Origin of the sequence: Streptomyces sp. NPDC087787 (assembly GCF_044743035.1) — a bacterium.
Classification (GTDB): domain Bacteria; phylum Actinomycetota; class Actinomycetes; order Streptomycetales; family Streptomycetaceae; genus Streptomyces.
Genome location: NZ_JBIUVQ010000003.1, coordinates 116,441 through 140,437, shown reverse-complemented (window position 1 = coordinate 140,437; position 23,997 = coordinate 116,441). Strand labels below are relative to the sequence as shown.

General features: G+C 74.7%; 23 protein-coding genes. 14 read left to right on the top strand and 9 right to left on the bottom strand.

Annotation, left to right across the window (positions count from 1 at the left end; genetic code table 11):
* The first annotated feature begins 23 nt into the window (after nucleotides 1-23).
* A complete protein-coding gene (locus ACIOWN_RS06600; protein WP_362354486.1) occupies nucleotides 24-1,052 on the top strand; it encodes a 6-phosphofructokinase in 1,029 nt (342 codons plus the stop codon).
* 67 nt (nucleotides 1,053-1,119) lie between these two features.
* Here the strand turns inward: ACIOWN_RS06600 and ACIOWN_RS06595 are convergent, their stop codons facing one another.
* On the bottom strand, nucleotides 1,120-1,980 hold the full coding sequence (locus tag ACIOWN_RS06595; protein ID WP_362354484.1) for a universal stress protein: 861 nt from the start codon (nucleotides 1,978-1,980) through the stop codon (nucleotides 1,120-1,122).
* 164 nt (nucleotides 1,981-2,144) lie between these two features.
* On the opposite strand from ACIOWN_RS06595, the gene ACIOWN_RS06590 reads away from it, so the two are divergent.
* A complete protein-coding gene (locus ACIOWN_RS06590; protein WP_401980807.1) occupies nucleotides 2,145-3,899 on the top strand; it encodes a GAF domain-containing protein in 1,755 nt (584 codons plus the stop codon).
* 83 nt (nucleotides 3,900-3,982) lie between these two features.
* Here ACIOWN_RS06590 and ACIOWN_RS06585 read toward each other — a convergent pair whose 3' ends face one another.
* Nucleotides 3,983-4,453: a universal stress protein gene (locus tag ACIOWN_RS06585; protein ID WP_401980805.1), complete on the bottom strand. Its 471-nt coding sequence runs from the start codon at nucleotides 4,451-4,453 to the stop codon at nucleotides 3,983-3,985.
* A 225-nt stretch (nucleotides 4,454-4,678) separates the two neighbouring features.
* Between ACIOWN_RS06585 and ACIOWN_RS06580 the strand changes: the two genes are divergently transcribed.
* From ACIOWN_RS06580 to ACIOWN_RS06570, 3 genes are all read left to right on the top strand, one after another.
* Nucleotides 4,679-5,533: a universal stress protein gene (locus ACIOWN_RS06580; RefSeq protein ID WP_401980804.1), complete on the top strand. Its 855-nt coding sequence runs from the start codon at nucleotides 4,679-4,681 to the stop codon at nucleotides 5,531-5,533.
* A 133-nt stretch (nucleotides 5,534-5,666) separates the two neighbouring features.
* Nucleotides 5,667-6,689, top strand: a complete 1,023-nt coding sequence (locus ACIOWN_RS06575) for a zinc-dependent alcohol dehydrogenase (protein ID WP_362354476.1) — start codon at nucleotides 5,667-5,669, stop codon at nucleotides 6,687-6,689.
* Between the two features lie 5 nt (nucleotides 6,690-6,694).
* Nucleotides 6,695-7,561 carry a universal stress protein gene (locus tag ACIOWN_RS06570; RefSeq protein WP_401980801.1) on the top strand — a complete coding sequence of 289 codons (867 nt, stop codon included), beginning with the start codon at nucleotides 6,695-6,697 and terminating at the stop codon, nucleotides 7,559-7,561.
* A 2-nt stretch (nucleotides 7,562-7,563) separates the two neighbouring features.
* On the opposite strand, the gene ppk2 is transcribed toward ACIOWN_RS06570, so the two are convergent.
* The 4 genes from ppk2 to ACIOWN_RS06550 all read right to left on the bottom strand — a co-directional run bounded on the left by ppk2 (nucleotide 7,564) and on the right by ACIOWN_RS06550 (nucleotide 10,774).
* The gene (ppk2, locus tag ACIOWN_RS06565) at nucleotides 7,564-8,367 is read right to left on the bottom strand and encodes a polyphosphate kinase 2 (RefSeq protein WP_362354472.1); all 804 of its coding nucleotides are present in this window, start codon (nucleotides 8,365-8,367) and stop codon (nucleotides 7,564-7,566) included.
* Between the two features lie 67 nt (nucleotides 8,368-8,434).
* A complete protein-coding gene (locus ACIOWN_RS06560; protein WP_362354470.1) occupies nucleotides 8,435-9,793 on the bottom strand; it encodes a phosphoribosyltransferase in 1,359 nt (452 codons plus the stop codon).
* A gap of 115 nt (nucleotides 9,794-9,908) precedes the next feature.
* Nucleotides 9,909-10,379, bottom strand: a complete 471-nt coding sequence (locus ACIOWN_RS06555; RefSeq protein ID WP_362354468.1) for a hypothetical protein — start codon at nucleotides 10,377-10,379, stop codon at nucleotides 9,909-9,911.
* Complete coding sequence (locus ACIOWN_RS06550) at nucleotides 10,376-10,774, bottom strand: STAS domain-containing protein (protein ID WP_362354466.1); 399 nt, start codon at nucleotides 10,772-10,774, stop codon at nucleotides 10,376-10,378. The genes ACIOWN_RS06555 and ACIOWN_RS06550 overlap by 4 nt, the downstream gene beginning before the upstream one ends.
* A gap of 356 nt (nucleotides 10,775-11,130) precedes the next feature.
* Here ACIOWN_RS06550 and ACIOWN_RS06545 point away from each other — a divergent pair, with 356 nt between their 5' ends.
* The 6 genes from ACIOWN_RS06545 (at nucleotide 11,131) to ACIOWN_RS06520 (ending at nucleotide 17,110) form a co-directional block, all read left to right on the top strand.
* Nucleotides 11,131-12,201 (top strand): alcohol dehydrogenase catalytic domain-containing protein, encoded by a 1,071-nt coding sequence (locus ACIOWN_RS06545; protein ID WP_401980796.1) that lies wholly within the window; start codon nucleotides 11,131-11,133, stop codon nucleotides 12,199-12,201.
* A gap of 178 nt (nucleotides 12,202-12,379) precedes the next feature.
* Nucleotides 12,380-12,820, top strand: a complete 441-nt coding sequence (locus tag ACIOWN_RS06540) for a pyridoxamine 5'-phosphate oxidase family protein (protein WP_362354462.1) — start codon at nucleotides 12,380-12,382, stop codon at nucleotides 12,818-12,820.
* Between the two features lie 66 nt (nucleotides 12,821-12,886).
* A complete protein-coding gene (locus ACIOWN_RS06535) occupies nucleotides 12,887-13,621 on the top strand; it encodes a CBS domain-containing protein (protein ID WP_401980794.1) in 735 nt (244 codons plus the stop codon).
* A 128-nt stretch (nucleotides 13,622-13,749) separates the two neighbouring features.
* Nucleotides 13,750-14,625, top strand: a complete 876-nt coding sequence (locus ACIOWN_RS06530; RefSeq protein WP_362354458.1) for a universal stress protein — start codon at nucleotides 13,750-13,752, stop codon at nucleotides 14,623-14,625.
* Between the two features lie 240 nt (nucleotides 14,626-14,865).
* On the top strand, nucleotides 14,866-16,251 hold the full coding sequence (locus ACIOWN_RS06525; RefSeq protein ID WP_362354456.1) for an MBL fold metallo-hydrolase: 1,386 nt from the start codon (nucleotides 14,866-14,868) through the stop codon (nucleotides 16,249-16,251).
* Between the two features lie 112 nt (nucleotides 16,252-16,363).
* Nucleotides 16,364-17,110, top strand: a complete 747-nt coding sequence (locus ACIOWN_RS06520; protein WP_362354454.1) for a sulfite exporter TauE/SafE family protein — start codon at nucleotides 16,364-16,366, stop codon at nucleotides 17,108-17,110.
* Between the two features lie 36 nt (nucleotides 17,111-17,146).
* On the opposite strand, the gene ACIOWN_RS06515 is transcribed toward ACIOWN_RS06520, so the two are convergent.
* Nucleotides 17,147-17,434 carry a metal-sensitive transcriptional regulator gene (locus ACIOWN_RS06515; protein WP_326801077.1) on the bottom strand — a complete coding sequence of 96 codons (288 nt, stop codon included), beginning with the start codon at nucleotides 17,432-17,434 and terminating at the stop codon, nucleotides 17,147-17,149.
* Nucleotides 17,435-17,527: 93 nt separating this feature from the next.
* Here ACIOWN_RS06515 and ACIOWN_RS06510 point away from each other — a divergent pair, with 93 nt between their 5' ends.
* Nucleotides 17,528-18,115, top strand: coding sequence for a rhodanese-like domain-containing protein (locus ACIOWN_RS06510; RefSeq protein ID WP_362354452.1), 588 nt, complete (start codon nucleotides 17,528-17,530; stop codon nucleotides 18,113-18,115).
* A gap of 106 nt (nucleotides 18,116-18,221) precedes the next feature.
* On the opposite strand, the gene ACIOWN_RS06505 is transcribed toward ACIOWN_RS06510, so the two are convergent.
* On the bottom strand, nucleotides 18,222-19,028 hold the full coding sequence (locus ACIOWN_RS06505; RefSeq protein ID WP_362354450.1) for a ribonuclease BN: 807 nt from the start codon (nucleotides 19,026-19,028) through the stop codon (nucleotides 18,222-18,224).
* 359 nt (nucleotides 19,029-19,387) lie between these two features.
* A complete protein-coding gene (locus ACIOWN_RS06500; RefSeq protein ID WP_100571208.1) occupies nucleotides 19,388-19,621 on the bottom strand; it encodes a hypothetical protein in 234 nt (77 codons plus the stop codon).
* A gap of 370 nt (nucleotides 19,622-19,991) precedes the next feature.
* Between ACIOWN_RS06500 and ACIOWN_RS06495 the strand changes: the two genes are divergently transcribed.
* Together ACIOWN_RS06495 and ACIOWN_RS06490 are read left to right on the top strand one after the other, a co-directional pair.
* The gene (locus tag ACIOWN_RS06495) at nucleotides 19,992-22,238 is read left to right on the top strand and encodes a tetratricopeptide repeat protein (protein ID WP_362354448.1); all 2,247 of its coding nucleotides are present in this window, start codon (nucleotides 19,992-19,994) and stop codon (nucleotides 22,236-22,238) included.
* Between the two features lie 61 nt (nucleotides 22,239-22,299).
* Nucleotides 22,300-23,868, top strand: a complete 1,569-nt coding sequence (locus ACIOWN_RS06490; protein ID WP_401980788.1) for a phytoene desaturase family protein — start codon at nucleotides 22,300-22,302, stop codon at nucleotides 23,866-23,868.
* The last annotated feature ends 129 nt before the right edge of the window (nucleotides 23,869-23,997 follow it).

Sequence of the window (23,997 nt, the reverse complement as noted above, 5' to 3'; positions counted from 1 at the left end):
GGGGGATCTGCGAGGGAGTGACCATGCGGGTGGGAGTGCTGACCGGAGGCGGCGACTGTCCCGGTCTGAACGCGGTGATCCGCAGCGTCGTGCGCAAGGGCGCGCAGGAGTACGCCTGGGAGTTCGTCGGGATCGCGGACGGCTGGGGCGGCGCCGTCAAGGGCGTCACCCGTTCCCTGGACGTCGCGGCCGTGCGCGGGATCCTGCCGCTCGGCGGCACGATCCTCGGCTCCTCCCGCACCAACCCGCTCCGGATCGACGGGGGCATCGACCGCATCCGCGAGACGCTCCGCGACCACGGGATCGACGCCCTCGTCGTCATCGGCGGCGAGGACACACTCGGCGTCGCGAGCGCGCTGTCCGACGCGGGGGTCGACCTGGTCGGCGTGCCCAAGACCATCGACAACGACGTCGGCGGCACCGACTACACCTTCGGCTTCGACACCGCCGTCGGCATCGCGACCGAGGCCATCGACCGCCTGCACACCACCGCGGAGTCGCACAAGCGCACGCTGGTCGTCGAGGTGATGGGACGCCACTCCGGCTGGATCGCCCTGCACGCGGGCGTCGCGGGCGGCGCGAACGCCATCCTCATCCCGGAGGTGGAGTTCGACGTCGACCGGGTGTGCGCCTGGGTGGAGAGGCGCTTCGAGATCAACTACGCGCCGATCGTCGTCGTCGCGGAGGGCGCGGTCCCGCGGGCCGGGCAGATGGTGGTCAAGGACGAGTCGCGCGACGAGTTCGGGCACGTGCGGCTGTCCGGCATCGGCGACTGGCTGGCCCGGGAGCTGGAGAGCCGTACGCAGAAGGAGGCGCGTACGACGGTGCTCGGCCACGTCCAGCGGGGCGGCACGCCGTCCGCCTACGACCGGTGGCTCGCCACCCGCTTCGGACTGCACGCCGTGGACGCCCTCAGGGACGGAGCCTTCGGCACCATGGTGGCGCTGCGCGGCACGGATGTCGTCCGCCTACCGCTCGCGGACGTCACCGGCACGAACAAGCGGGTTCCCATGGAGCTCTACGAGGAGTTCGACGTCTTCTTCGGCACCTGACGCGCGGTCACCGTACGCGCGGTCACCGTACGCGCGGTCACGGTACGCGCGGTCACCGCACGTACGGTCAGCCGTGGGGCACGACGGCCACCGGGCAGTGGGAGTGGTGCAGCACGGCGTGGGCCACGGGACCCAGCCGCTGCTCGGCCGCCCGCGGGCTCGTACGCCGCCCGACGACGAGCAGGCCCGCCCGCTGCGAGGCGTGCACCAGCGCGTGGGCCGGGTGGAGCAGGACGACGTCGGGCAGCACGGAGACGTCCGGATACCTCTCCCGCGGCTCCCGGAGCACGTCGGACAGCCGCTGGACCTCCTCGTCCTCCCACGCCGCCCGGTCCTCCTCGGGCACCGCGAGCGCGGTCCACGGCGGAGCGCCGGTGAGGGCCCACGCGTGCACGGCACGCAGCCTGTCCGTATGGAGCCGAGCCGCGTCGAAGGCGAACTCCACGGCGGGCTCGGCCGGCCTGCGGGCGTCGACTCCCACGGCCACCTCCGCCTCGTGCCGCGCGGCGGCGGGCGGCCGGGGCACGACCACCACGGGACAGGGCGCGCGGCTCGCCGCCGCCAGCGCCGTCGAGCCCACCGCGAGACCGTCGAATCCGCCGTCCCCGCGCGCCCCGACGACGAGTAGCTCGGCCGTCCTGGCGGCGGAGAGCAGGGCGGCCGGGGCCGAGCCGGTCACCTGCACGCTGCTCATCGCCACACCGGGACGCCTCGCCGCGAGAGCGGCCTCGGCGCGCCCCAGCACCTCCTCACCGGACCGCTGCCAGGAAAGGGCGAACGCCGGTTCGGCGACGCCGTCGGCGGGGTCGGGAACGGCGAGAACCAGCCGTAGTTCCAGACCGCGGCGGCCCGCCTCCTCGGCCGCCCACTCGCCCGCGACGAGGCTCTCCCGGGACGCGTCGATCCCGGCCATGAGGAAACGGGTCATCCGGTCCTCCCCTGCGGCACAGAGGACCATTGTGGACGGGCCGTCATCGCGGCACCAGTGGAACCGGCCGGGCTCCCGGTGCCCTGGCCTGCCGGGGCCGTTAATGTGGCTGGCAGGTGGGTGTGAGGGCTTTCGGTGGTGCGCGGGGGTTTGGAGGGTCGCCGGTGAGTGGTTCCGGGGAGTCGGGGGAGGCCCGTCTGCGGCTGCCGCAGTTGCGGCTGGACGAGTTGCTGGGGGAGTTGCAGGCACGCCTTGACGCGGCGCGGGGCACCCGGGACCGGGTGCACAGTCTGCTGGAGGCGGTGCTCGCGGTCGGCCGGGAGCTGGACCTGGAGCAGGTGCTGTACAGCATCGTGGACGCCGCGGCGACGCTGGTGGACGCCGAGTACGCGGCACTGGGCGTGATCGGACCGGACGGCAGGCGGCTGTCGGCGTTCCACACGGTCGGGGTGAGCGAGGAGCGGATCGCGCGGATCGGACCGTTCCCCGAAGGGCACGGCATCCTGGGCGAGCTGATCCGGCATCCGGAGCCGCTGCGGCTGACGAAGCTGTCGGAGCATCCGGCGTCGTACGGCTTCCCCGAGCACCATCCGCCGATGAACACGTTCCTCGGCGTTCCGATCCGGGTGCGGGACCACGTCTTCGGCAATTTGTACCTGACCGAGAAGCGCGGCGGTCTGGAGTTCGACGAGGACGACGAGTCGGTGCTGGCCACGCTGGCGGTTGCGGCGGGCGTGGCGATCGACAACGCGCGGCTGTACGAGGAGTCGCGGCTCCGGGAGCGCTGGCTGCGGGCGATGGCGGAGATCACGCAGAGCCTGATGTCGGGTGCCGACCAGGCGGAGGTCCTGGGGCTGATAGCCGAGCGCGCGCGGGAGATCACGGGGGCGGCGCTGGCGGCCATGTCGACGCCGGTGAAGGAGACCGGGACGCTGAGCGTGGAACTGGCGATCGGCCAGGAGGCGGAGGCGCACCGGGGTCTGGTGCTGCCGGTCGAGGGCACGCTGACCGGGGAGGCGTTCACCGGCGGCGTACCGGTGAGCAGCCCGGACATCTCGCGTGACCCGCGGGTGACGGCGGGCCCGCCACGATTCGCGGGCCTGGGTCCCGCGGTGGCGGTGCCGGTCGGGGGCCCGGGCGATCATGTGCGCGGGGTCGTCCTGCTCGTGCGGGAGGCCGGCGGGAACGACTTCTCCAGCAAGGAGCTGGAGCTGCTGAAGGGATTCGCGGCGCAGGCAGCCGTGGCGATGGAGCTGGCCGGGCGGCGGCGGGACGCGGAGCAGATCGCGCTGCTGGAGGACCGCGACCGGATCGCCCGGGACCTGCACGACCTCGCCATCCAGAGGTTGTTCGCGACGGGCATGACCCTGCAGAGCGCGGGCCGGTTCATCGACCATCCGGGAGCCAAGGAGCGGGTGCTGCGCGCGGTCGACGACCTGGACGAGACCATCAAGATCGTCAGGTCGACGATCTTCGGTCTGCGGGCGCACGACGAGGAGGCGGGCGCCGGACTGCGGACGCGGGCGGTACAGGTGGTCGGAAAGGCCGCGCCGGTGCTCGGGTTCGCACCCGGGGTGCGGATGGAGGGGCTGCTGGACACCCATGTGTCCCGGGAGACCGCGGACGAGGTGGTGGCGGTGCTGTCCGAGGCGCTGACGAACATCGCCCGGCACGCGCACGCCGACCGTGCGGAGGTGGCACTGGAGACCGACGGCCGCAGCGTACGGCTGACGGTCACGGACAACGGCGTGGGGATCCCCCCCGAGGGCCGCCGCAGCGGACTGTCCAACATGGCCGAACGGGCCCGCCGGCTGGACGGCGGCCTTGAGTGGACCACACCCGAGGGCGGAGGCACGAGGCTGGTCTGGCACGCGCCCGTGGGCTCTGCGGGAGCCGCGCGCCCTTCGTCGAAGGCGTGACCGGGGCGGCGTCAAGGGGAGTGCCCGGGGTTCCACCCGGGAAGTGACCGGCGCCGGGGCGCGCCGCACGGACGTGGGACGGATCAGCCGGGCCGGTCGTGGTCCGGGCGTACCTCGTGGTCCGGGCGTACCACGACCACCGGGCAGGCAGCGTGCTGGGCGCAGCGCTGGCTGACCGAGCCAAGCATCGCGCGGGCGAAGCCGCCGCGGCCCCGGCTGCCCACGACGAGGACGTCCGCCCCCGCCGAGGCGCGGATCAGCACCTCCGACGGATCGCCCTCGACCAGGTACTCGACCAGATACGCCGGCCGGTCGTCGCCGAAGACACCCCGCAGACCCTCCGCGAAGCGTTCCCGGGCCTGCTCCAGGTCGAACTCCGGATCGATCGCGGGGCCGGTCCAGCCGACGGCCGACGGCGTGTCCCAGGCGTGGATCGCCTCCACGACACCGCCGACGAGCCGCGCGTATTCCGCCGCCCAGCGCAGTGCTGCGCACGAGGACGGCGAACCGTCCACGCCGACGACCACCCGGCGTCGCGGTGCGGAGGGTTGCATGGCCACCTCACTGAGCAGTCGTTGTGCCTACGTCCACGCTGCCCGGCCCGGGGCGACCGTGCCAGCCGGGGGCCGTCCCGGTCAGGGGGCCGGTCGGCCCTGGTGCGGGACCAGCGGCCCATGGCCGCCGCGCCGGCCGACGGCGATTCTCGGAAGCGGATCAACGGATCAAGCGGCGGATGAACGAAGTTTCCGTCGCGGCAGCGCCTCAGGAGGTGGCAGTCCATGCCCCGCACCGTCACCGTCGGTCTCGACGGCTCACCCGAGAGCCTGGCCGCCGCCGAATGGGCGGCGCGGGAGGCCGGGATGCTCGGGCTGCCGGTGCGGCTCGTCCACGTGGGGGAGCCGGTCCCCGAATCCTTGGTGCTCCACGAGGCCGCCGAGGGGCTCCGGTTGCGCCATCCGGGTGTCGAGGTCCGTGCCGAGCACCTGTCCGGCCGTCCCGCCGAGGTGCTCACCGAGGAGGCGGCCGGCGCCGAAGTGCTCGTGCTCGGCTCGCGCGCCCTCGGCGGAATCGGCGGCTTCCTGGTCGGCTCGGCCGGGCTGTCCGTCCTGGCGCACGCCGAGCGGCCCGTCGTGCTGGTACGGGCCGGGGAACAGGCCGCCGACGAGCACGAGACGGACCGGGCGGGTCTCCCCTCCGCCGCGGCCGCCTGCCGGCCCGTCGTCCTGGGCCTCGACACCGCGCACCCGGACGAGGACCTGATCCGGTTCGCCTTCGAGGCGGCCGCCCGCCGCGGCACGACGCTGCGCGTCGTGCACGGCTGGTACCCGCCGCTGTACTACGGCTACGGCGTGCCCGCCGACGCCGAACTGCTCACCTCGCCCGCGGTGGCCGAGGCCGCCGCACTGACCGAGGCGCTGTGCCCCTGGCGGCGGAAGTACCCGGACGTCGAGGTCGCCGAGGTCTCCCGCCCCGGCAGCGCCGCGGAACTGCTCGCCGACGCCTCCCGCGAGGCATCCCTCGTCGTGGTGGGCCGGCGCGTGCGCCGCAGCCCCCTGGGCGCCCGCGTCGGGCACGTCACCCACGCCGTCCTGCACCACGCCGCCGCCCCTGTGGCGGTCGTCGCGCACCCCTGACCGTCACCCGAGCAACCGCCCCGGCCTGCACGAGCACCGGCCCGCACGCGCACCGGCACCACGAGCACCCGCGCACCGGCACCACGAGCACAGCCCACCGAACACCACAGGCCCCGTCCGAGGAGTGAGGATCATGAAGGCTGCGGTCGTACGGACCTTCGGCGAACCCCTGGTCATCGAGGAGCGCCCGGACCCCGAGCCAGGACCCGGCCGGGTGCGCGTCCGTGTCGAGGCCTGCGGGCTGTGCCACACCGACATCCACGCCGCCCACGGCGACTGGCCGGTCAGGCCGGACCCGCCGTTCGTGCCCGGCCACGAGGGCGTGGGCCTCGTGGAGAAACTCGGTGAGGGCGTCACCCATCTGGCCGTGGGACAGCGGGTGGCCGTGCCGTGGCTCGGCCACGCCTGCGGTCGCTGCGAGCACTGCCTGTCCGGCTGGGAGACGCTGTGCGAGCGGCAGATCAACACCGGATACGGCTGCGACGGCGGCTACGCCGAGAAGATGACGGCCTGGGCGGACTTCGCGCAGCCGGTGCCCGACGGCGTCTCCCCCCTCGACGCGGCCCCGCTGACCTGCGCGGGCGTCACCACGTACAAGGCACTCAAGGTCGCCGGCGTCCGTCCGGCCCAGCTCGTGGCGATCTCCGGGGTCGGCGGCCTCGGCCACCTGGCCGTGCAGTACGCCAGGATCGCCGGCGCCCGTGTCGCCGCGATCGACGTCACCGACGACAAGCTCGAACTCGCCGCCGAACTCGGCGCGGACATCCTCATCGACGCCCGCACCCAGGACGTCGGCCGGGAGCTCGGACGGTACGGTGGCGCCCACGCGGCCATCGCCCTCGCGGTGAACGAGGCCGCCTTCGAGGCGGTCGCCTCCGGGTTGCGGCGCGGCGGCAAGCTCGTCATGGTGGCCCTGCCCGCGCAGGGCACCGTCCGGGTGCCGATCTTCGACACCGTGCTCGGCGGCACCTCCGTGATCGGCTCGATCGTCGGCACCCGGCAGGACCTCGCCGAGGTCTTCCAACTGCACGCGCAGGGCCGCACCCGGGTCATCCGGGAGAGCCGGCCGCTCGGCGCCGTGAACGAGTCCATCGACGAGGTGCTGCGCGGTCAGGTCAAGGCCCGCATCGTGTTCGACCTCGGAGAGGGAGGCTGAGGACCATGGATCTGCCGCTGGTCGTCGGAGTCGACGGTTCCGAATCCAGCCTGCGGGCCGCCGACTGGGCCGCCGACGAGGCCGCCCTGCGCGCGGTGCCGCTACGGGTCGTCCACGGCTCGCTCTGGGAGCGCTACGAGGGGGCCGCGCTCGCGCGCGAACTCGGCAAGCCGGACGGCCAGGCGGAGGCCGAGGAGGTGGTCGCGGCCGCCGCCCGGCGCGCCCGCGCCCGCCATCCCGGCCTGCCGATCAGCAGGGCCGCGCTGCCCGAGGCGCCCGAATACGCGCTGGTGCGGGAGGGCAGGAACGCCTCCGCCCTGGTCGTCGGCGCCCGCGGCCGCAGCCCGGTCGTCGATCTGCTGCTGGGCTCCGTCAGCCTGTGGGTGGCCGCGCACGCCGACTGCCCCGTGATCGTGATCCGCGGCAGCCACGACAACCAGGCCCGCGTCCCGGTGCACGGCCGTGTCGTCGTCGGCGTCGGGGACCGGTCAGCGGCGGCGGTGCGCTTCGCCGCCGAGGAGGCCCTGCGCCGCGCGGCCGAACTGGAGGCCGTACGGGCCTGGCGGTGCCCCGCGCACGAGGCCCTCGACCATCCGCTGATCGGCGGGGAGCCCGAGCGGGTGTACGAGGAGCGGGCCGCCGACGCCCTGGAGTCGGCGCTGCGGGACGTGCCGCCGGAGGTGAAGGTGCGCCGGCGCACCGCGGAGGGACCCGCCCGCCGGGTGCTGCTGGACGCCTCGCCGGGCGCGGACCTGCTCGTGGTCGGAACCCGGCGCCGGTCGGGACGGTTCGGCCTCCAGCTCGGCCGGGTCGCCCACACCGCCCTGCACCACGCGGCCTGCCCGGTGGCGGTGGTTCCCGAACGGGCGTGAGGTCACAGGTCCGCCGTGCGGTCGGGGACGTAGGTCTGAAGATCGCGCGGCGGCCGCTCGTAGCCGGTCGGCGCCGGCCGCTCGGGCAGCCGCAGCACCGTCGGCGAGACCTCGTGGTACGGCACGGTGCCGAGCAGATGGGCGATCATGTTCAGCCGGGCGCGGCGCTTGTCGTCGCTCTCCACGACGTACCACGGCGCCTCGGAGATGTCCGTGTGCACCATCATCTCGTCCTTGGCCCGCGAGTACGCCTCCCAGTGCGTGATGGACTCCAGGTCCATCGGCGACAGCTTCCAGCGTCGCAGCGGGTCCTCCAGACGGCGCCGGAAACGCTCCTGCTGGACGGCGTCGCTCACCGAGAACCAGTACTTGCGCAGCAGGACTCCGTCCTCCACCAGCATCCGCTCGAAGATGGGGCACTGGCGCAGGAACCGCTGGTGCTCCTCCTTGGTGCAGAAGCCCATCACATGCTCGACCCCGGCCCGGTTGTACCAGGACCGGTCGAACAGCACGATCTCCCCGGCGGCCGGCAACTGCTCGACGTACCGCTGGAAGTACCACTGGGTGCGCTGACGCTCGGTCGGCGCGGGCAGTGCCACGATCCGGGCGATGCGCGGGTTGAGGTGCTCGGTCACCCGCTTGATGGTGCCGCCCTTGCCGGCCGCGTCCCGCCCCTCGAACACCACGACCAGCCGGGCCCCGGTGACCCGCACCCACTCCTGGAGCTTGGCCAACTCCGTCTGAAGACGCAGGAGTTCGCTCTCGTAGGTCTTGCGCGGCAGCGCCGCCCGGTTGCCGGCCGTCACAGCAGGAAACCGTACTTTCCGGCGGGCGTGGGCGCACCCGGGCGGCCGCGCGGACGACGGGCGCCGCTCACGCCGACGTCAGGGGCCTCGCCGCCCCCTCCGGCCGGGCGTGATGGGCGGTGAACCAGTCCCGGGCCAGCTCCGCCGCCGTCTCCACCGTGTCCGGTGCGGTGAACAGGTCGCCGGCGCCGGGGACGGGGACCACGCGGTGGTCGCAGCACATCCAGTCCGCCGCGAGCCGGTTGAGGCCGAGGAGCCGTGTGTCCTGGGCGCCGACGACGAACAGGCAGGGGGCGCGCACCCGGGCCAGCGCCGAGGGCTGGGCCAGGTCGGGGCGGCCGCCGAGGCACACCACGGCACGGATGTCGTCGCCCGCCGCGGCCTCCACCGCCGCGCCGGCGCCCGTACCCGCCCCGCAGTGACTGACGGGCAGGCCGGTCTCGCGGCGCAGCCAGTCGGTCACGGCCCGCAGGCGCCGGGCCAGCAGCACGATGTCGAAGGCGTTGTGCGGGGTGCGTTCCTCGTCCTCGGTGAGCAGGTCGATCAGCAGCGTGCCCAGGCCCGCCCGGCGCAGGACGGCGGCGACGCGCTGGTGCGGCGGGCGGTGCCGGCCGCTGCCGCCGCCGAGGGCGTAGGCCACCGCCACCGGCGGCGTGTGCGGCAGGGCGAGCCGCGCGGCCAGGCGCACCGGACCCGCCGGCACCTCCACCTCCTGGTCCGGCGAGGGTGCTGCCGAGGCAGGCTCGGGGATCGGTCCGGCGGCGGTCGTGGCGGTCGTGGCGATCGTGGTGGCCTGCCGGGTCTCGGCGAGCAGCGTGGCGACCTCGGCGTCGGTGACGCGCCCGAAGTCCGTGTACCAGGCGCCGGCCGAACCGAGGTGGCGCAGCGGCTGGAGACAGACGACCCGGTCGGCCACCGTGCGCAGATGCGGCAGCGCCGCCTCCGGTCCGACCGGGACCGCGAGTACCACCTGCCCGGCGCCGCGGGTCCGGGCCACCCGGCAGGCGGCCTCCGCGGTGGCGCCGGTCGACAGCGAGTCGTCCACGACGAGCGCGGTCCGCCCGGCCACGGGCAGCGGTGGGCAGTCGTCGCGCAGGTGCCGCAGCCGGCGCTCCAGTTCGGCGCGCTCGGCACGTTCGACGGTTTCCCGCCCGGCGGGATCGAGGCCGCTCTCGCTCAGGACGGCCCGGTCGATGACGCGTACGCCGTGCTCACCGAGGGCGCCGAATCCGAGGTCCGGCTGCCAGGGCACGCGCAGCTTGCGCACCACGGCCAGGTCGAGCGGGGCGCCCAGGTGCCGGGCCACCTCGAAGGCCACCGGGAGGCCGCCCCGGGGCACTCCGAGCACCACCACGTCCTCGTCCCGCAGGTACTCCAGGCACCGGGCCAGGCGCCGTCCGGCGTCCGCGCGGTTCTTGTAGCGCATGCGCCGCCACCTCCTCGTACGTGGTCCCGGCGGCGCGGCGGCAAACCGCCTCGAATCCATTCGAACGCTTCCGGCGTGCGCCCGCCTCCGGGGCGGGCCGCGCCGTCCTGGCGGGTCAGCTCGCCGTCCGGCCCCGGCGCGGACCGACGAGGTCCCACGCGCCCCACAGGTCGCGGCGGCGCCCATCCAGCCGCCGGCGGACCGGAGCCGTCGTCCCGTAGGCCGGCCCGCCGAAGGCGAGCGCGGCCGCGGTGCCGAACAGGGCGGCCTGCGCGGTCGCCTCCGCCGGGCCGGGCGGCTCGGCGGCCGGGAGGCCCCGGCCGTCCTGCCGGACGGCGGCCGCCGCCCCGGCGGGCAGGTCCGTGCCCACCAGGGCGTGCCCGGTGCGGGTGGTGCCGTGGGGGCCGGTCCAGCGGACCTTCGCCGGTGCCCGGTAGCTCGCGTCACCCGTCGGCGCGGTCTTTGGGGCGGCCGTGAGCGGCACGGCCCGCACCGGCCGCCGGTCGGCGCGCCGCCCGGCGAGCTCCTGGCCCAGCGCGCCCCGCCGCCGTACCGGCGACCACGATGTTCTCGGCGCGTGTGTCATCCCGGTCCCGCGGCGACCACCCCCTGCCGGGGGACCGGCCCGGCGCTCGGAGGCTCCCCGAACTCCGGCAGCACCTGGAAGACACCGGTCAGGCCGGTGTGCCGCAGGATCCGCCGGAAGGACGAACTGCCGCTGACCAGCCGCAGCCGGCCGCCGCGTGCGGTGACACGGTTGCGGACCCGGCACAGCAGACCGAGCCCGGCGCAGTCTATGAAGGGCACCGGCCGCAGGTCGAGCACCAGATCCGGCCGGGGCCCGTCGGTCAGCGTGTCGAGGCGCGCGGCGAGGGACAGCCTCGTGACCAGGTCGACGTCGCCGTTCAGTGTCACGACGGTCGTGGTGCCGACGGTGCGTTCCGCATGGCTGTCGGCGGGCCCGGTGGGACGTTCGGACATACGGCCAGCCAAGCCGGTCCGGCCGGGTGCGCGGAAGGGCCGTTCGGTCCCCTCTGCGGCGGCCGAGGAGCCCGTGGGCGCCCCTGCACCGCGGGTACGCGCCCCCGCGGGCGGCCGATGGGGCCGACCGGCCCATGCGGAACCCCCGGTCGTCGGAGAAGCTGAAGACGTGGGCGGTCCCGGTCCATGTGCCGCGCCGAGCGCGGCTCGCGCCCGCAGGCCGCGGACCGCCGGCTCCCGGCCGACCGATCAAGAAGGCCGGCCGACCGGGAGGACGGTCCGACCGTGAAGGCCGTACGATCGGCCGTCCGTCCGCGAAGGCCACCGGTCCCGGAGCGAAGAGGGTGAGGTTCGGCATGAAAGGCTACGTCTTCCACGGCCCCGGGCAGTCCGCCTGGGACGAGGTCCCCGACCCGGACCTCGACGAGGCCACCGACGCCGTGGTCCGCGTCGACGCCGTGACCATCTGCGGGACCGACCTGCACATCCTCAAGGGCGATGTGCCCGAGGTCCGCCCCGGCACAGTGCTGGGGCACGAGGCCGTCGGCGAGATCGTCGAGGTCGGCGCCGAGGTGGGCACCGTACGGCCCGGCGACCGCGTCCTCGTCTCCTGCGTCACCGCATGCGGCCGGTGCCGCTTCTGCCGCGAGGCCATGTACAGCCAGTGCCGCGGCGGCGGGGGCTGGATCCTCGGCCACCTGGTCGACGGCACCCAGGCGGAGTTCGTCCGGGTGCCCTTCGCGGACCTCTCCGTGCATCCGCTGCCCGCCGCGGTGACCGACGTGGACGCCGTGCTGCTGGCCGACGTCTTTCCCACCGCCTACGAGGTCGGAGTGCTCAACGGGCGGGTACGCCCCGGGGACACCGTGGTCGTGGTCGGCGCCGGGCCCGTCGGACTCGCGGCGATCGCCACCGCCCGGCTGTTCGCACCCGAGCGGATCATCGTGGTGGACCTGGCCGCCGCCCGTCTGGAGGCCGCCCGCAAGCTCGGCGCCGAGGCCGTCGCCGACGCGCGCGAGGCCCCCGAGCAACTGGTCGAGGACCTCACCGGCGGCCTCGGCGCGGACGTGGTCGTCGAGGCGGTGGGCGTACCGGAGACCTTCGAGCTGTGCACGCGCATGGTGCGGCCCGGAGGACACGTGGCCAACGTCGGAGTGCACGGCAAGCCCGCCACCCTGCACCTGGAAGACCTGTGGAGCAGGAACGTCACCATCACCACGGGCCTGGTCGACACCCGCTCCACGCCGACCCTGCTGCGGATGGCGGCGGCCGGCCGGCTGCCCACCTCCCAGCTCGTCACGCACACGTTCCCGATGGAGCGCATGGAGGAGGCGTACGACGTCTTCGCCCACGCCGCCGAGACGGGGGCCCTGAAGGTCGTGCTCGGCGGTCCGCGGCGCGAGGTCGTCCCGGTGCCCGCGGCCTGACGGGCCGGACGACGCGACGGGCCGGGCGATGCGATGGGCCGGGCGATGCGATGGGCCGGACGACGGGAGCATGCGCGCGGGAGAGACGCGGACGTGCGGGAGAGGCGCGGGAGACACCCAGGAGACGCGGTGCGGAACGGCCGCACGCGCTCCGCCAGGCGGAAAAGACGGATGACTGATGTATCGCAACGACGGGTTCCGTGAGCTCGGCCGGCAGGAGTGCCTCCGGCTGCTGGCCAAGGTGCCGGTGGGCCGTATCGTCCATACGCGGCACGCCCTGCCCGCGGTACTCCCGGTCAACTTCGCCCTGGACGGCGACGGCGCGGTGCTGCTGTGCACCTCGGCCACATCCGAACTGGTCCGCGCGATCGACGGCGCGGTGGTCGCCTTCGAGGCCGACGAGGTGGACGCGGTCGCGCACTCCGGCTGGAGCGTCGTCGTCACCGGCCCCGCCTCGGTGGTGGCCGACCCGGCCGAGCACCGGCGCCTGCTCCACGACGGTCCGCGGTCCTGGGTGCCCTCGCCTCGGGTGGTGTTCGTCCGTGTCGAACCGGAACTGGTCACGGGCCGTGAACTCGTCGGCGGACGCAGCATGTACGGCCTGGACTCCGTCGTCTGACCCTCGAGCGGTCCTCGACCCGCCCCCTTGCCGGCCCCCTCTTCTTCGAGCCCGCCGGAGGACGCCATGCAGGGTTCCCAGTACACCGTCGGCGACGTCATGACCCCGACCGTCGTCGCCCTGGCCGGTGGAGCGATGTTCAAGGAGATCGTGCGGACCATGGAGGAGTGGGGCGTCAGCGCGATGCCCGTGCTGGACGGCCGGGGCCGGGTGCTCGGCGTCGTCTCCGAGGCCGATCTGCTGCGCAAGGAGGAGCTGCGTGAGGAGGACCCGGACCTGGCCGGTGGGCTGCATCGGCCCGTGGCAGGGCCGGGCTCGGCCAAGGCCCGGGCCGTGACCGCCCAGGAGCTGATGAACACCCCGGCCGTCACCGTCCACCCCGCCGCCACCCTGGGCCAGGCCGCCCGGCTCATGGCCCGGCACGGCGTCAAGCGCCTCCCGGTCGTCGGCGACGACGGCGTGCTCGTCGGCATCGTCAGCCGCTCCGACCTGCTCAAGGTGTTCCTCCGCGGCGACGAGGACATCGCCGCGGACGTGCGCCGTCAGATCGTCGCCGCCGGTTTTCTGGCGGACTCGGTGGAAGTGGCGGTGCGCGAGGGCGTGGTCACTCTGACCGGCCGGCTCCCGGACGCCTCCCTGATCCCGCTCGTCGTCCGCCTGGCGCGCACCGTCGGGGGTGTGGTGGACGTGCGGTGCGACGACCTCACGGGACCACGCCGCCGCCCCCTCCTGGAACCCGATCTGGCCCACGAGCGGCCCTCGCCCCGCGCCACGGGGACGGGGACCGGCCCCGAGACCTGACGGCAGGGGGCCGAACGGCCCGCTGAGGGACCGAACCGCTCTCGCGCCGAGCCGTGCCGGATGCGACGGTGAAGGTGGCAGACGCTGCCGCAGGAGGGCGGCAGCCCCAGTGGAAGGCGGTGGGGTCGATGGAACTGCCCCTGGTGGTGGGTGTCGACGGGTCGGACCCGAGCCTGACAGCGGTGGACTGGGCGGTGGCCGAGGCCGCCCGGTTCGGGCTGCCGCTGCGCCTGGTGTACGCGTCCCTGTGGGAGCGGTACGAGGGCGCGATGCCGTCGGGGACCGTGGAACGTCCATCGGAGCAGGTGATGGCGGAGCACGTCGTCGCCTCCGCCGCGGAGCGAGCCCAGCGGTGCGACCCGGAGGTGAAGGTGTCCACGGAGGTCCTTCCGCAGGACGCGGTCACCGCCCTGCTCGCCGAGGCCGCCAACGCCTCCGCGCTGATCACCGGCTCTCGCGGGCGTGGACAGCTCAAGGGACTGCTGCTGGGTTCGGTGGGCCTTGCCGTGGCGGCCCGGGCGCACTGCCCGGTGGTCGTGGTCCGCGGCGACCCGGCGGGCCTGGCCGGCACCCACGAGCGGATCCTGCTCGCCGCCGGCGAGGCCGACACCGGGCACGAGGCCGCGCGGTTCGCGTTCCGGGAGGCCGAGGTGCGCGGCTGCGTCCTCGACGTCGTACGCGCCTGGCGGCGTCCCGTGCACGAGGGCGTCGGCAACCCGCAGCTCGCCGACGAGCCGGCCCAGCGGCACGAGGAGCATGCCGCCGCCGTCCTCGAGGAGCTGCTGCGCGAACCGGAGGCCGAACACCCGGCGGTACGGGTGCGTCCCGCGACGGTCGAAGGTCCGGCGCACCGGGTGCTCGTGGACCGGTCGGCCGCCGCCGACCTGGTGATCGTCGGGGTACGGCGCAGGGAGGGCCACTTCGGTCTCCAGCTCGGCCGGACGGCCCACACCCTCCTGCACCACGCGCACTGCCCGGTGGCCGTCGTACCGCAGGGGGCGTGACCGCGCGGTGCCGGCGCGGGCGGCGCGCTGCGTGTCCTGCCCGAGCCTCGCCGCCATGGAAGGCCCCTCGACCTGGTGCGGCGCGGCCTCACCGGGCTGGAGACCCGTGAGGGCGCCGGCCCCCTCCCGGACCCTTCCTCCCCACCGCGAAGAGGCGTGGAAATACCCCCGGGGGTACTCGTGCTACTGTCGGTACGAGATACCCCCGGGGGTAATTCTTCGCAAGGAAGGGAGCGCCCTGTGTTCTTCGTCGACACCATCGAGCTGGCAGGACTCGGCAATCGCAGCTACCTGGCCGGAGGCGGGCGCACGGCGGTGGCGGTCGACCCGCCCAGAGACGTCGACCGGGTGCTGGCGGCGGCGGCCCGGCGCGGGGTGCGCGTCGCGTACGTCGTGGAGACCCACGTCCACAACGACTACGTCTCCGGCGGCCTGGAACTCGCCCGGCTCACCGGAGCCGACTACCTCGTCCCGGAAGGTGCCCGCGTCAGCTTCGCGCGCACCCCCGTCCGCGACGGCGACACGGTGACCGTCGACGAGGACGCCCGGCTGACCCTGCACGCCCTGGCCACCCCGGGACACACCCCGCACCACACCTCGTACGTCCTGCGCGAGGCCGGCACCGCCCTCGCCGTGTTCACCGGCGGCTCCCTGCTGATCGGCACCGTCGGCCGCCCCGACCTGGTCGAAGCGCGGCTGACCGAGGGCCTGGCCCGCGCCCAGCACGCCTCCGCCCACCGGCTGGCCGACGCACTGCCCGACGCCACCGCGGTGCTGCCCACCCACGGCTTCGGCAGCTTTTGCTCCTCCGGGCAGACGGAGGGCGACAGCACGACCATCGGCCGGGAACGCGTGGTCAACGACGCGCTCACCCGCGACGTCGACGCCTTCGTGGCGGACCTGCTCGCGGGCCTGGACGACATACCCGCCTACTACACGCACATGGGACCGGCCAACGCCGCCGGCCCCGAGCCGGTCGACCTGACCCCGCCCGCCGTCGCCGACCCCGAGGAGATAGCCGCCCGGCTGGCCGCCGGGGAGTGGGTCGTCGACCTGCGCAACCGGGTGGCCTTCGCCGAAGGGCACGTCGCCGGGTCGTTCAACTTCGAGGCCGAGGGCAAGCTCGCCACCTACCTGGCCTGGCTGGTGCCCTGGGGCCGGCCGGTGACGCTGCTCGCCGGGACGGCCGCACAACTGGCCGACGCGCAGCGGGAGCTGGCCAGGGTCGGCATCGACCGCCCGGCCGCCGCGGCCACCGGCGGGCCGTCCGCCTGGCTCCGCCCCGGCGAGGAGCCCGCCTCCTTCCCGCGGGCCACCTTCGCGGACCTCGCCGAGCGGCACCCGGGGGAGGGCGTCGTCGTACTGGACGTGCGGCGCGACTCCGAACGCGCCGGGGGCTTCGTCGAGGGCTCGGTGCACATCCCGCTCCACGAGCTGCACCGGCGGACCGGCGAGGTCCCCGGCGGCCAGGTCTGGGTGCACTGCGCGGGCGGCATGCGGGCCGCCGTGGCCGCCTCCCTGCTCGACGCGGCGGGCCGCGACGTGGTCGCGGTGGACGACGGGTTCGAGTCCGCGGAGAAGGCCGGACTCACCGTACGGACCGCACGGGAGGAACAGTGCCGATGAGTCCGGTCCGCCCCGCTCCCGCCCGGATCACCGCCCTGGAGGCCGCCACACGCACGGGCCGTGCCCGGACCGGCGGCGGATCCGGCGGCCCGCGCGAGGACGGCGCGATCGCGTGAGTGCTCTGCTCCTCGCCCTGGCCGCCGGGGCCGTCGTCGGCCTGGCACTGGGCGCGCTCGGGGGCGGCGGCAGCGTCCTGGCCGTCCCCGCGCTGATCTACCTGCTCGGCTTCACCCCGGCCGCGGCCACCACCGCGAGCCTGGTCGTCGTCACCGTCACCTCGGCCACGGCACTGGTCGCGCACGCCCGCGACGGCCAGGTGCGGTGGCGCACCGGCCTGTCGTTCGCCGCCGCGGGCATCGGCCCGGCCATGCTGGGCGGCGCGGTCGCCGGACGGCTGCCGGACGCCGTGCTGGCCGCCGCCTTCGCGCTGGTCGCGGCGGTCGCCGCGGCCCGGATGCTGCGCCCGCGTCCGGCGCCGCAGGAGGACCGTCCGGTACGGCGCGGGCGAGCCGCGGCCGCCGGCGCCGGACTCGGCGCGGTCACCGGAGTGCTCGGCGTCGGCGGTGGCTTCCTCGCCGTCCCCGCCCTGGTCGGCGCGCTCTCCCTGCGCATGCGCGAGGCCGTGGGTACCAGCCTGCTGGTCATCACCGTCAACTCACTGGCCGCGCTGGCGCTGCGCGCCGGGACGGTCGACGGGCTGGACTGGGCGGTGATCGCGCCGTTCGCCGGTGCGGCGGTCCTCGCCGCCTGGGACGGCAGGCGGCTGGCCGCCAAGGTGTCCGGGGCGGTGTTGCAACGGATCTTCGCCGCGGCCCTGCTGGCGGTGGCGGCGTTCATGCTCGTCGACGCGGTGGCCTGATGCGCGCCGGCCGGCCGGGCCCGGGACGGCCCGCTCTCACGCCAGCGACAGGAACAGCTTCTCCATGCGGGCCCGCATCTGCGCGGGGTCCTGGCCGTTCGTCCGCCCCGCTTCGATGTCGGCCACGCACTTCTGCAGGCCGGTGGCGATGATGGCGAAACCGGCGCGGTCAAGGGCGCGGGAGGCGGCGGCGAGCTGAGTCACGACCTCCTCGCAGTCGCGGCCCTCCTCGATCATCCGGATCACCCCGGAGATCTGGCCCTGCGCCCGGCGCAACCGGTTCAGCACGGCCTTGAGGTCCGTGCCCTCGAGCTCCAGTTCCACGATCACTCCTTGCGAAATACCCCTGGGGGTACTGTACGTCCGTCCTCGGGACGACGTCGACCACTCCACCGACCGGAAAGGACCCGTTCCGCCGTGACCGTTCCCTCCATCCCCGTCCCCCTGGCCGTCGAGCAGGCGCGCTCACGGCTCGACGAGCTGACCGTCATCGATGTGCGCACACCCGGCGAGTACGCCTCCGGACACCTCCCCGGCGCGCTCAACGTCCCACTGGACCGTGTCGGGCAGGCCCTGCCCGAGATACGGCACGCGGCGGAGCGCCGCGAGGTCCTCGTCGTCTGCGCCTCTGGCGCCCGCTCGGCCAAGGCCTGCGTCTACCTGGCCCGGCAGGGCGTCGCCGCCGCCACCCTCACCGGCGGCACGGGAGCCTGGGCAGCGGCGGGTCACGAGCTGCACCGGCCGACGGCCTGCGACACCCCGGCCGGCTGGAGCATGGAACGTCAAGTGCGTTTCACGGCCGGATCGTTGGTGCTGCTCGGGCTGGCGCTCGGACTGCTCGTCCACCCGGCCCTGCTGATCCTGCCGGCGGGCGTGGCGGGCGGGCTGGTCTTCTCCGCCCTCACCGACACCTGCGGCATGGCCGTCCTGCTCGGGAAGCTCCCCCACAACCGGCCGCGCGCGGCCCGGCTCGACGCGACGCTCGAGACGCTGCGGAGCAGGTGAGACCGGCGGGGCGGCCGCCCGGCCGCCCCGCGGCGACCCCGCCCCGCAGGGACAGGCCATCCCCGGAGGCCGGGACTCCTTCGCCGGCCCGGAGGCCGGCCCGGACTCACTCGACGGGGCCCTCGTGGTGTTCCAGCAGATGCCCCATGCGGTCGCAGAACAGATGGCCGAACAGCGCGCCGCCGTAGACGACGAACCCCGCGCCGACCAGCCAGGACTCCACCACCAGGATGGTGCCGATGGCGCCGTAGCTGACCGCGTTGGTCACGATCAGCGGGGTGAACACCAGGAACGAGAAGGCGCGCAGGCCCACCAGGCCGACCATGGTGGCGACGGCGCCGGGGAAGAGGAGCCGCCAGCGCACCTGGCTGCCGAGCAGGAAGTGCGGGCCCCACCAGAAGAACAGCACGCCGACGCCCACGCTCAGCAGCATGCGGTAGGTCCCGTTGAACACCGTCCGGGTGAGCACCTGCATGTACAGGTACACCATGAGCGCGACCAGCCAGACGGCCTGCCGCCAGATCCGGTGCCAGGGCCCGGCGGGCAGTCGCCACACCCGCTCGTAGGCGTTCTGCACGCTCGACGCGAAGGACACGCCGAACACCGCGAGCAGCACCAGGCCCCACGCGCTGGTGGTCCCGGCCACCTTGCGCGCCGGGCTGAAGACCTCCGAGAGCACGTCGGCGGACCGGCCGGACAGGTCCATGCCGTCCACCAGCCACAACGCGAACCCGCCGTGGTGCAGCGGATCGAGCGCGGCGACCACGATCAGCAGCGGGGCCAGGGTGACCAGGGAGAGCGTGGCGAACCCCATCGCCCGGTGCATGAGCTCCAGCCGCTTGCCGCGCCGGTAGAGCTCAGCGGCCCACCCCAGGTGCGTCGTCGGGCGGTCGGGGGACTTCCGCTTGCTCAACCCGGCCGCCGTGAACGCCCGTCACGGTGGCCGGTGCCGCTCGACGCCGGAGGGGACGGGGTGGGACATGACATGGCGACGGCGCCTCCTCTCCGGATCACGGGTGACCGGCGCCCGGCCCGCGCAAACCCATCATCGCGACCCACCCGCCCGGCCGCGCCACGGGCAGGCGACAGGCTCCAGGACGGCAGCGGGCCGTCCGTCGAGCCCTTCCGACTCCGGCACCTCCATCGTCGCGCCGCTGCCCCGCACGGGCACACCGCGAGCACGGGCACCCTTCGCGCCCGTCGTCGACGCGCCCAGGCCCCTCCCGCCCCTGGACGAGAAGGGCCCTCCTTTGCCGATGGCGAGGCCGGGCCTCAGCGCATCCTGGTGGTACAGACCATGTGCTCCGAGACCCAGACCCTCTTGCCGTGGCGGGTCGTGAAGTAGTGCCCCTTGACCTTGTGACAGTTGTGGTGCGCTGTCCCGTACGAGGTGGTGCTCTTGGCGGGCGCTGCCGATGCGGTGCCCACGGAGGCCACGGCGGCGCCACCCGCCATGACGCCCGCAGCGAGGCCGGTGGCCAGTGCGCGTGTGAGTCGACGTCGCATTACTGGCTCCCTTTCGCTTGGGAATCAGGTACATTGCCCATTTTCGTCCCTTCCCTGGGCACTTGCATCAGCGCTGGTGGGCGGGCCGGGACCCGGGCCCGGCGGGTGGTGCCGCAGACGTCCGGCGCCTCGTACGGGGTCATTTCGCACGGTGGGACGTGCAGTTCGCCCTCGCCCCTGGGGTGGCGCGCAGCCCCGGAGTCCCGCGCGCCCGGTCCGTTCCGCACCGTACAAAGCCGGGCGGTCGCTCGCCATACTGGACGAGGGTCCTCCCGCGGATCAGGCCGGTGCCGGGACGGGGCCAGGGGGCGGCCCGGACGCCGGGCACGGCCCGGAGAGGCGGGGTACACGGCGACGGGGGCGGCGCGAGATGTCGGACACCATGCTGATCCAGGGCCGTTACCGGCTGCTCGACACCATCGGCCGGGGCGGCATGGGCGAGGTCTGGCGGGCGCGGGACGAGTCGCTGGGCCGCCATGTCGCGGTGAAGTGCCTCAAGCCGCTCGGCCCCCAGCGCGACCCGTCCTTCACCCGGGTGCTGCGCGAGCGGTTCCGGCGCGAGGCCCGGGTGGCCGCCGCGCTCCAGCACCGCGGGGTGACCGTCGTCCACGACTTCGGCGAGTCCGACGGCGTGCTCTACCTGGTGATGGAGATGCTCGACGGCCGCAACCTCGGACAGTTGCTGGAGGACAACGACCACCGGCCGCTGGCCGTGCCCGACATCGTCGAGATCGCCGAACAGGTCACCGCGGCTCTCGCCTACACCCACCAACAGGGCATCGTGCACCGGGATCTGAAACCGGCGAACATCATGCGGCTGACCGACGGGACGGTGAAGATCTGCGACTTCGGCATCGCCCGGCTCGGCCACGACATCGGCTTCACCGCCCGCCTGACCGGCACCGGCGTCGCCATGGGCACCCCGCACTACATGTCGCCCGAACAGATCGGCGGAACCGAGGTCGACCAGCGCAGCGACCTGTACTCGCTGGGCTGTGTGCTGTACGAACTCGCCACCGGGACACCGCCGTTCGACTTCGACGACGCCTGGGCGATCCTCGTCGGGCACCGCGACACCCCGCCCGAGCCGCCGCGCCGCCAACGTGCCGAACTCCCCGAGTACCTGGAGCGGATCATCCTCGACCTGCTCGCCAAACTGCCCGAGCAACGGCCGGACGACGCCCACGCGTTGAGCCGCCGCATCATCGCCGGCCGCACGGCGGCGCCTCGGTACGCGCCCACCGTGGTCACCCCGCTCCCACGCCCGCGCCCGTCCGAACCGGCCGGTCGTGACGCCCGACTGCCATCGTGGACACGCGGCATGACCACCGGTCACAAGGCGGCCGGCGCCGCGCCGCGCACCGCACCCCCGGCCGACGCGGCCGGCCTGACCGGCGAGTGGACCCCGCGCACGGCCACGGACGGCCCGGCGGAGACCGGGCGGACGCCCGGCGGACTGCCCGTCCCCGCGCCGGAGGCCGTCAGGGCGCTGAGCGACCGGCACCGGGCGACCCTGAGCCTCGGACGGCTCGGGCGCTGGGAAGAGGCGTGCGAGGCACACCGCGCCATCGCCGACGAGCGGGCCCGCCTCCTCGGCCCCGACCACCCCGACACCCTCGCCAGCCGCTACGAATTCGCCTTCGGCCTCAGCCGTACCGGTCGGCCGGCCGAGGCGCTGCGGGAGTACAAGCGGGTGGCCGAGGCGCGCATCGGGGCGCTCGGCGCCGACCACCCGGACACGCTCGCCGTGCGCCAGGAGATGGCGTACGTACTGGGCCGCCTGGGCCGCCACTTCGACGCGCACCAGGTGTACGCGGCGGTGCTCACCGCGCGCGAGCGCACCATGGGCCCGGACCATCCCGACACCCTGCGCTGCCGGCACAACCTCGCCTTCAGCCTCAGCCGGCTCGGCCGCCCGGACGACTCGTACCGCATGGCCTGCCAGGTCGCCGCCGCCCGCGCCCGGGTGCTCGGGCCGCAGCACCCCGACACTCTGGTCACCATGTTCGAAGTCGCCTATGCCCTAGGGCAGTTGGGGAGGTGGGCGGAGGCTCTGGACACCTACCACGAGGTCGCCGGGGCACGCGCCCGTGCGCTCGGCGCCGACCACCCCGACACCCTGGCCGCCCGCTACGAGGTCGGCATCAGCCTGGGCCGGCTCGGGCGCAGCGCGGAGGCGCTGGAGCTGTACCGGGCCCTGATCGACGACCGCACCCGGGTGCACGGACCCGCGCACCCCGAGACCCTGCGCGCGCGCCACGGTCTCGGGGTCAACCTCGGCAGGCTCGGCCGCTGGGAGGAGGCCCTCGCGGAGTCCCGCGACGTGTGCGCGATCCGCGGCCGCGTGCTCGGCGCCGACCACCCCGACACCCTCGTCAGCCGCCGCGAGGTCGCCGTGAGCCTCGGCTGGCTCGGCCGCTGGGCCGACGCGCTCACCGAGTACCGCGCGGTGGCCGGGGCCCGCGAGCGCGTCCTGGGCGCCGGCCACCCCGACACCCTCGCCAGCCGCACCGACGAGGCCCACTGCCTGGAACAACTCGGCCGCGGCCAGGAGGCCGCGGAGCTGTACCGCCAGGTCGCCGTCCTGCGCGGGCAGCGCGCGACCGACGGGCCGTAGGCGCCCGTCCGCCGCGGACCGCACCCTGGCCGATGTGGATCACCGCGTGTTACGAAGGACCATGCGCGCACATCAGGGACACGGTACGTACGACGCCGTCATCGTCGGCGGAGGGCACAACGGGCTGGTCGCCGCCGCCTACCTGGCCCGGGCCGGACGGTCGGTGCTCGTGCTGGAACGGCTGGACCACACCGGCGGCGCCGCCGTCTCCACCCGCCCGTTCGCCGGCGTGGACGCCCGGCTGTCCCGCTACTCCTACCTGGTCAGCCTGCTGCCCCGGAAGATCGTCCAGGACCTGGGCCTGGACGTCCGGCTGCGCACCCGCACGATCTCCTCGTACACGCCCGTCGAGCGCGGCGGACGGCCCACCGGACTCCTCGTGGGCGGCGGCGAGGAGCGCACCCGCGAGGCCTTCGCCCGGCTCACCGGCTCCGACCGCGAGTGGGAGGCCTGGCAGCGCTTCTACGGCATGACCGGACGCCTGGCCCGCAGGGTCTTCCCCACGCTCACCGAGCCGCTGCCGACCCGCGAGGAACTGCGCCGCCGCGTCGACGACGAGGAGGCCTGGCGGATCCTGTTCGAGGAGCCGCTCGGCGTCGCCGTGGAGGACCGCTTCGCCGACGACCTCGTACGGGGCGTGGTGCTCACCGACGCCCTCATCGGCACCTTCGCCGACGCCCACGACCCGTCCCTCGCGCAGAACCGCTGCTTCCTGTACCACGTGATCGGCGGCGGCACCGGCGACTGGGACGTGCCGGTCGGCGGCATGGGCGCCCTGACCGACGCGCTCGCCGCCGCGGCCCGCCGGGCCGGGGCCGTCATCGCCACCGGCCACGAGGCGGTACGGGTGGTGAGCGACGGGCGCGCGGCGGAGGTCACGTACCGCACCCGCGACGGCGAGGGCACCGTCGGCGCCCGGCACGTGCTGGTGAACGCCTCCCCGCAGGCCCTTGCCGCGCTGACCGGCGAGGAGCCGCCGGAGCCCGCCGAGGGCGCCCAGCTCAAGGTGAACATGCTGCTCAAACGGCTGCCCAGGCTCCGGGACACCGCGGTCGACCCGCGCGAGGCCTTCGCCGGCACCTTCCACATCGCCGAGGGGTACCGGCAGCTCGCCGACGCCCACGCACGGGCCGCCGCGGGGGAGCTGCCCGCCGCGCCGCCCTCCGAGATCTACTGCCACTCCCTGACCGACCCCACCATCCTCGGCCCCGGGCTGGTCGAACAGGGCTACCAGACACTCACCCTGTTCGGCCTGCACACCCCCGCCCGGCTCTTCGTCCGTGACAACGACGCCGTACGCGAGGAACTGCTGAAGTCCACGCTCGCGCAGCTCGACGCCCACCTCGCCGAACCACTCGCCGACTGCCTGGCCACCGACGCCGACGGCCGGCCCTGCATCGAGGCGAAGACCCCGCTGGACCTGGAACGGGACCTGCGCCTGCCCGGCGGCAACATCTTCCACCGTGCCCTGAGCTGGCCCTACGCCCAGGAGGGCATCGGCCGCTGGGGCGTGGAGACCCAGCACGCCAACGTCCTCCTGTGCGGCGCGGGCGCGGTACGCGGCGGAGGAGTCAGCGGCGTACCGGGCCACAACGCCGCGATGGCGGTGCTCGGAGAGCGCGACGACTGACGACGCACGCCCCCGCGAGGCGGGCCGGCGCCCCGCGCCCCGGGAGCGTGACGGCCGGCGCGCGGGCGGCCCCGACCCGGCCCGTCGGCCGCGGCTGCGTGCCACCGGATCGCGGTGGTGTGCGCCGCC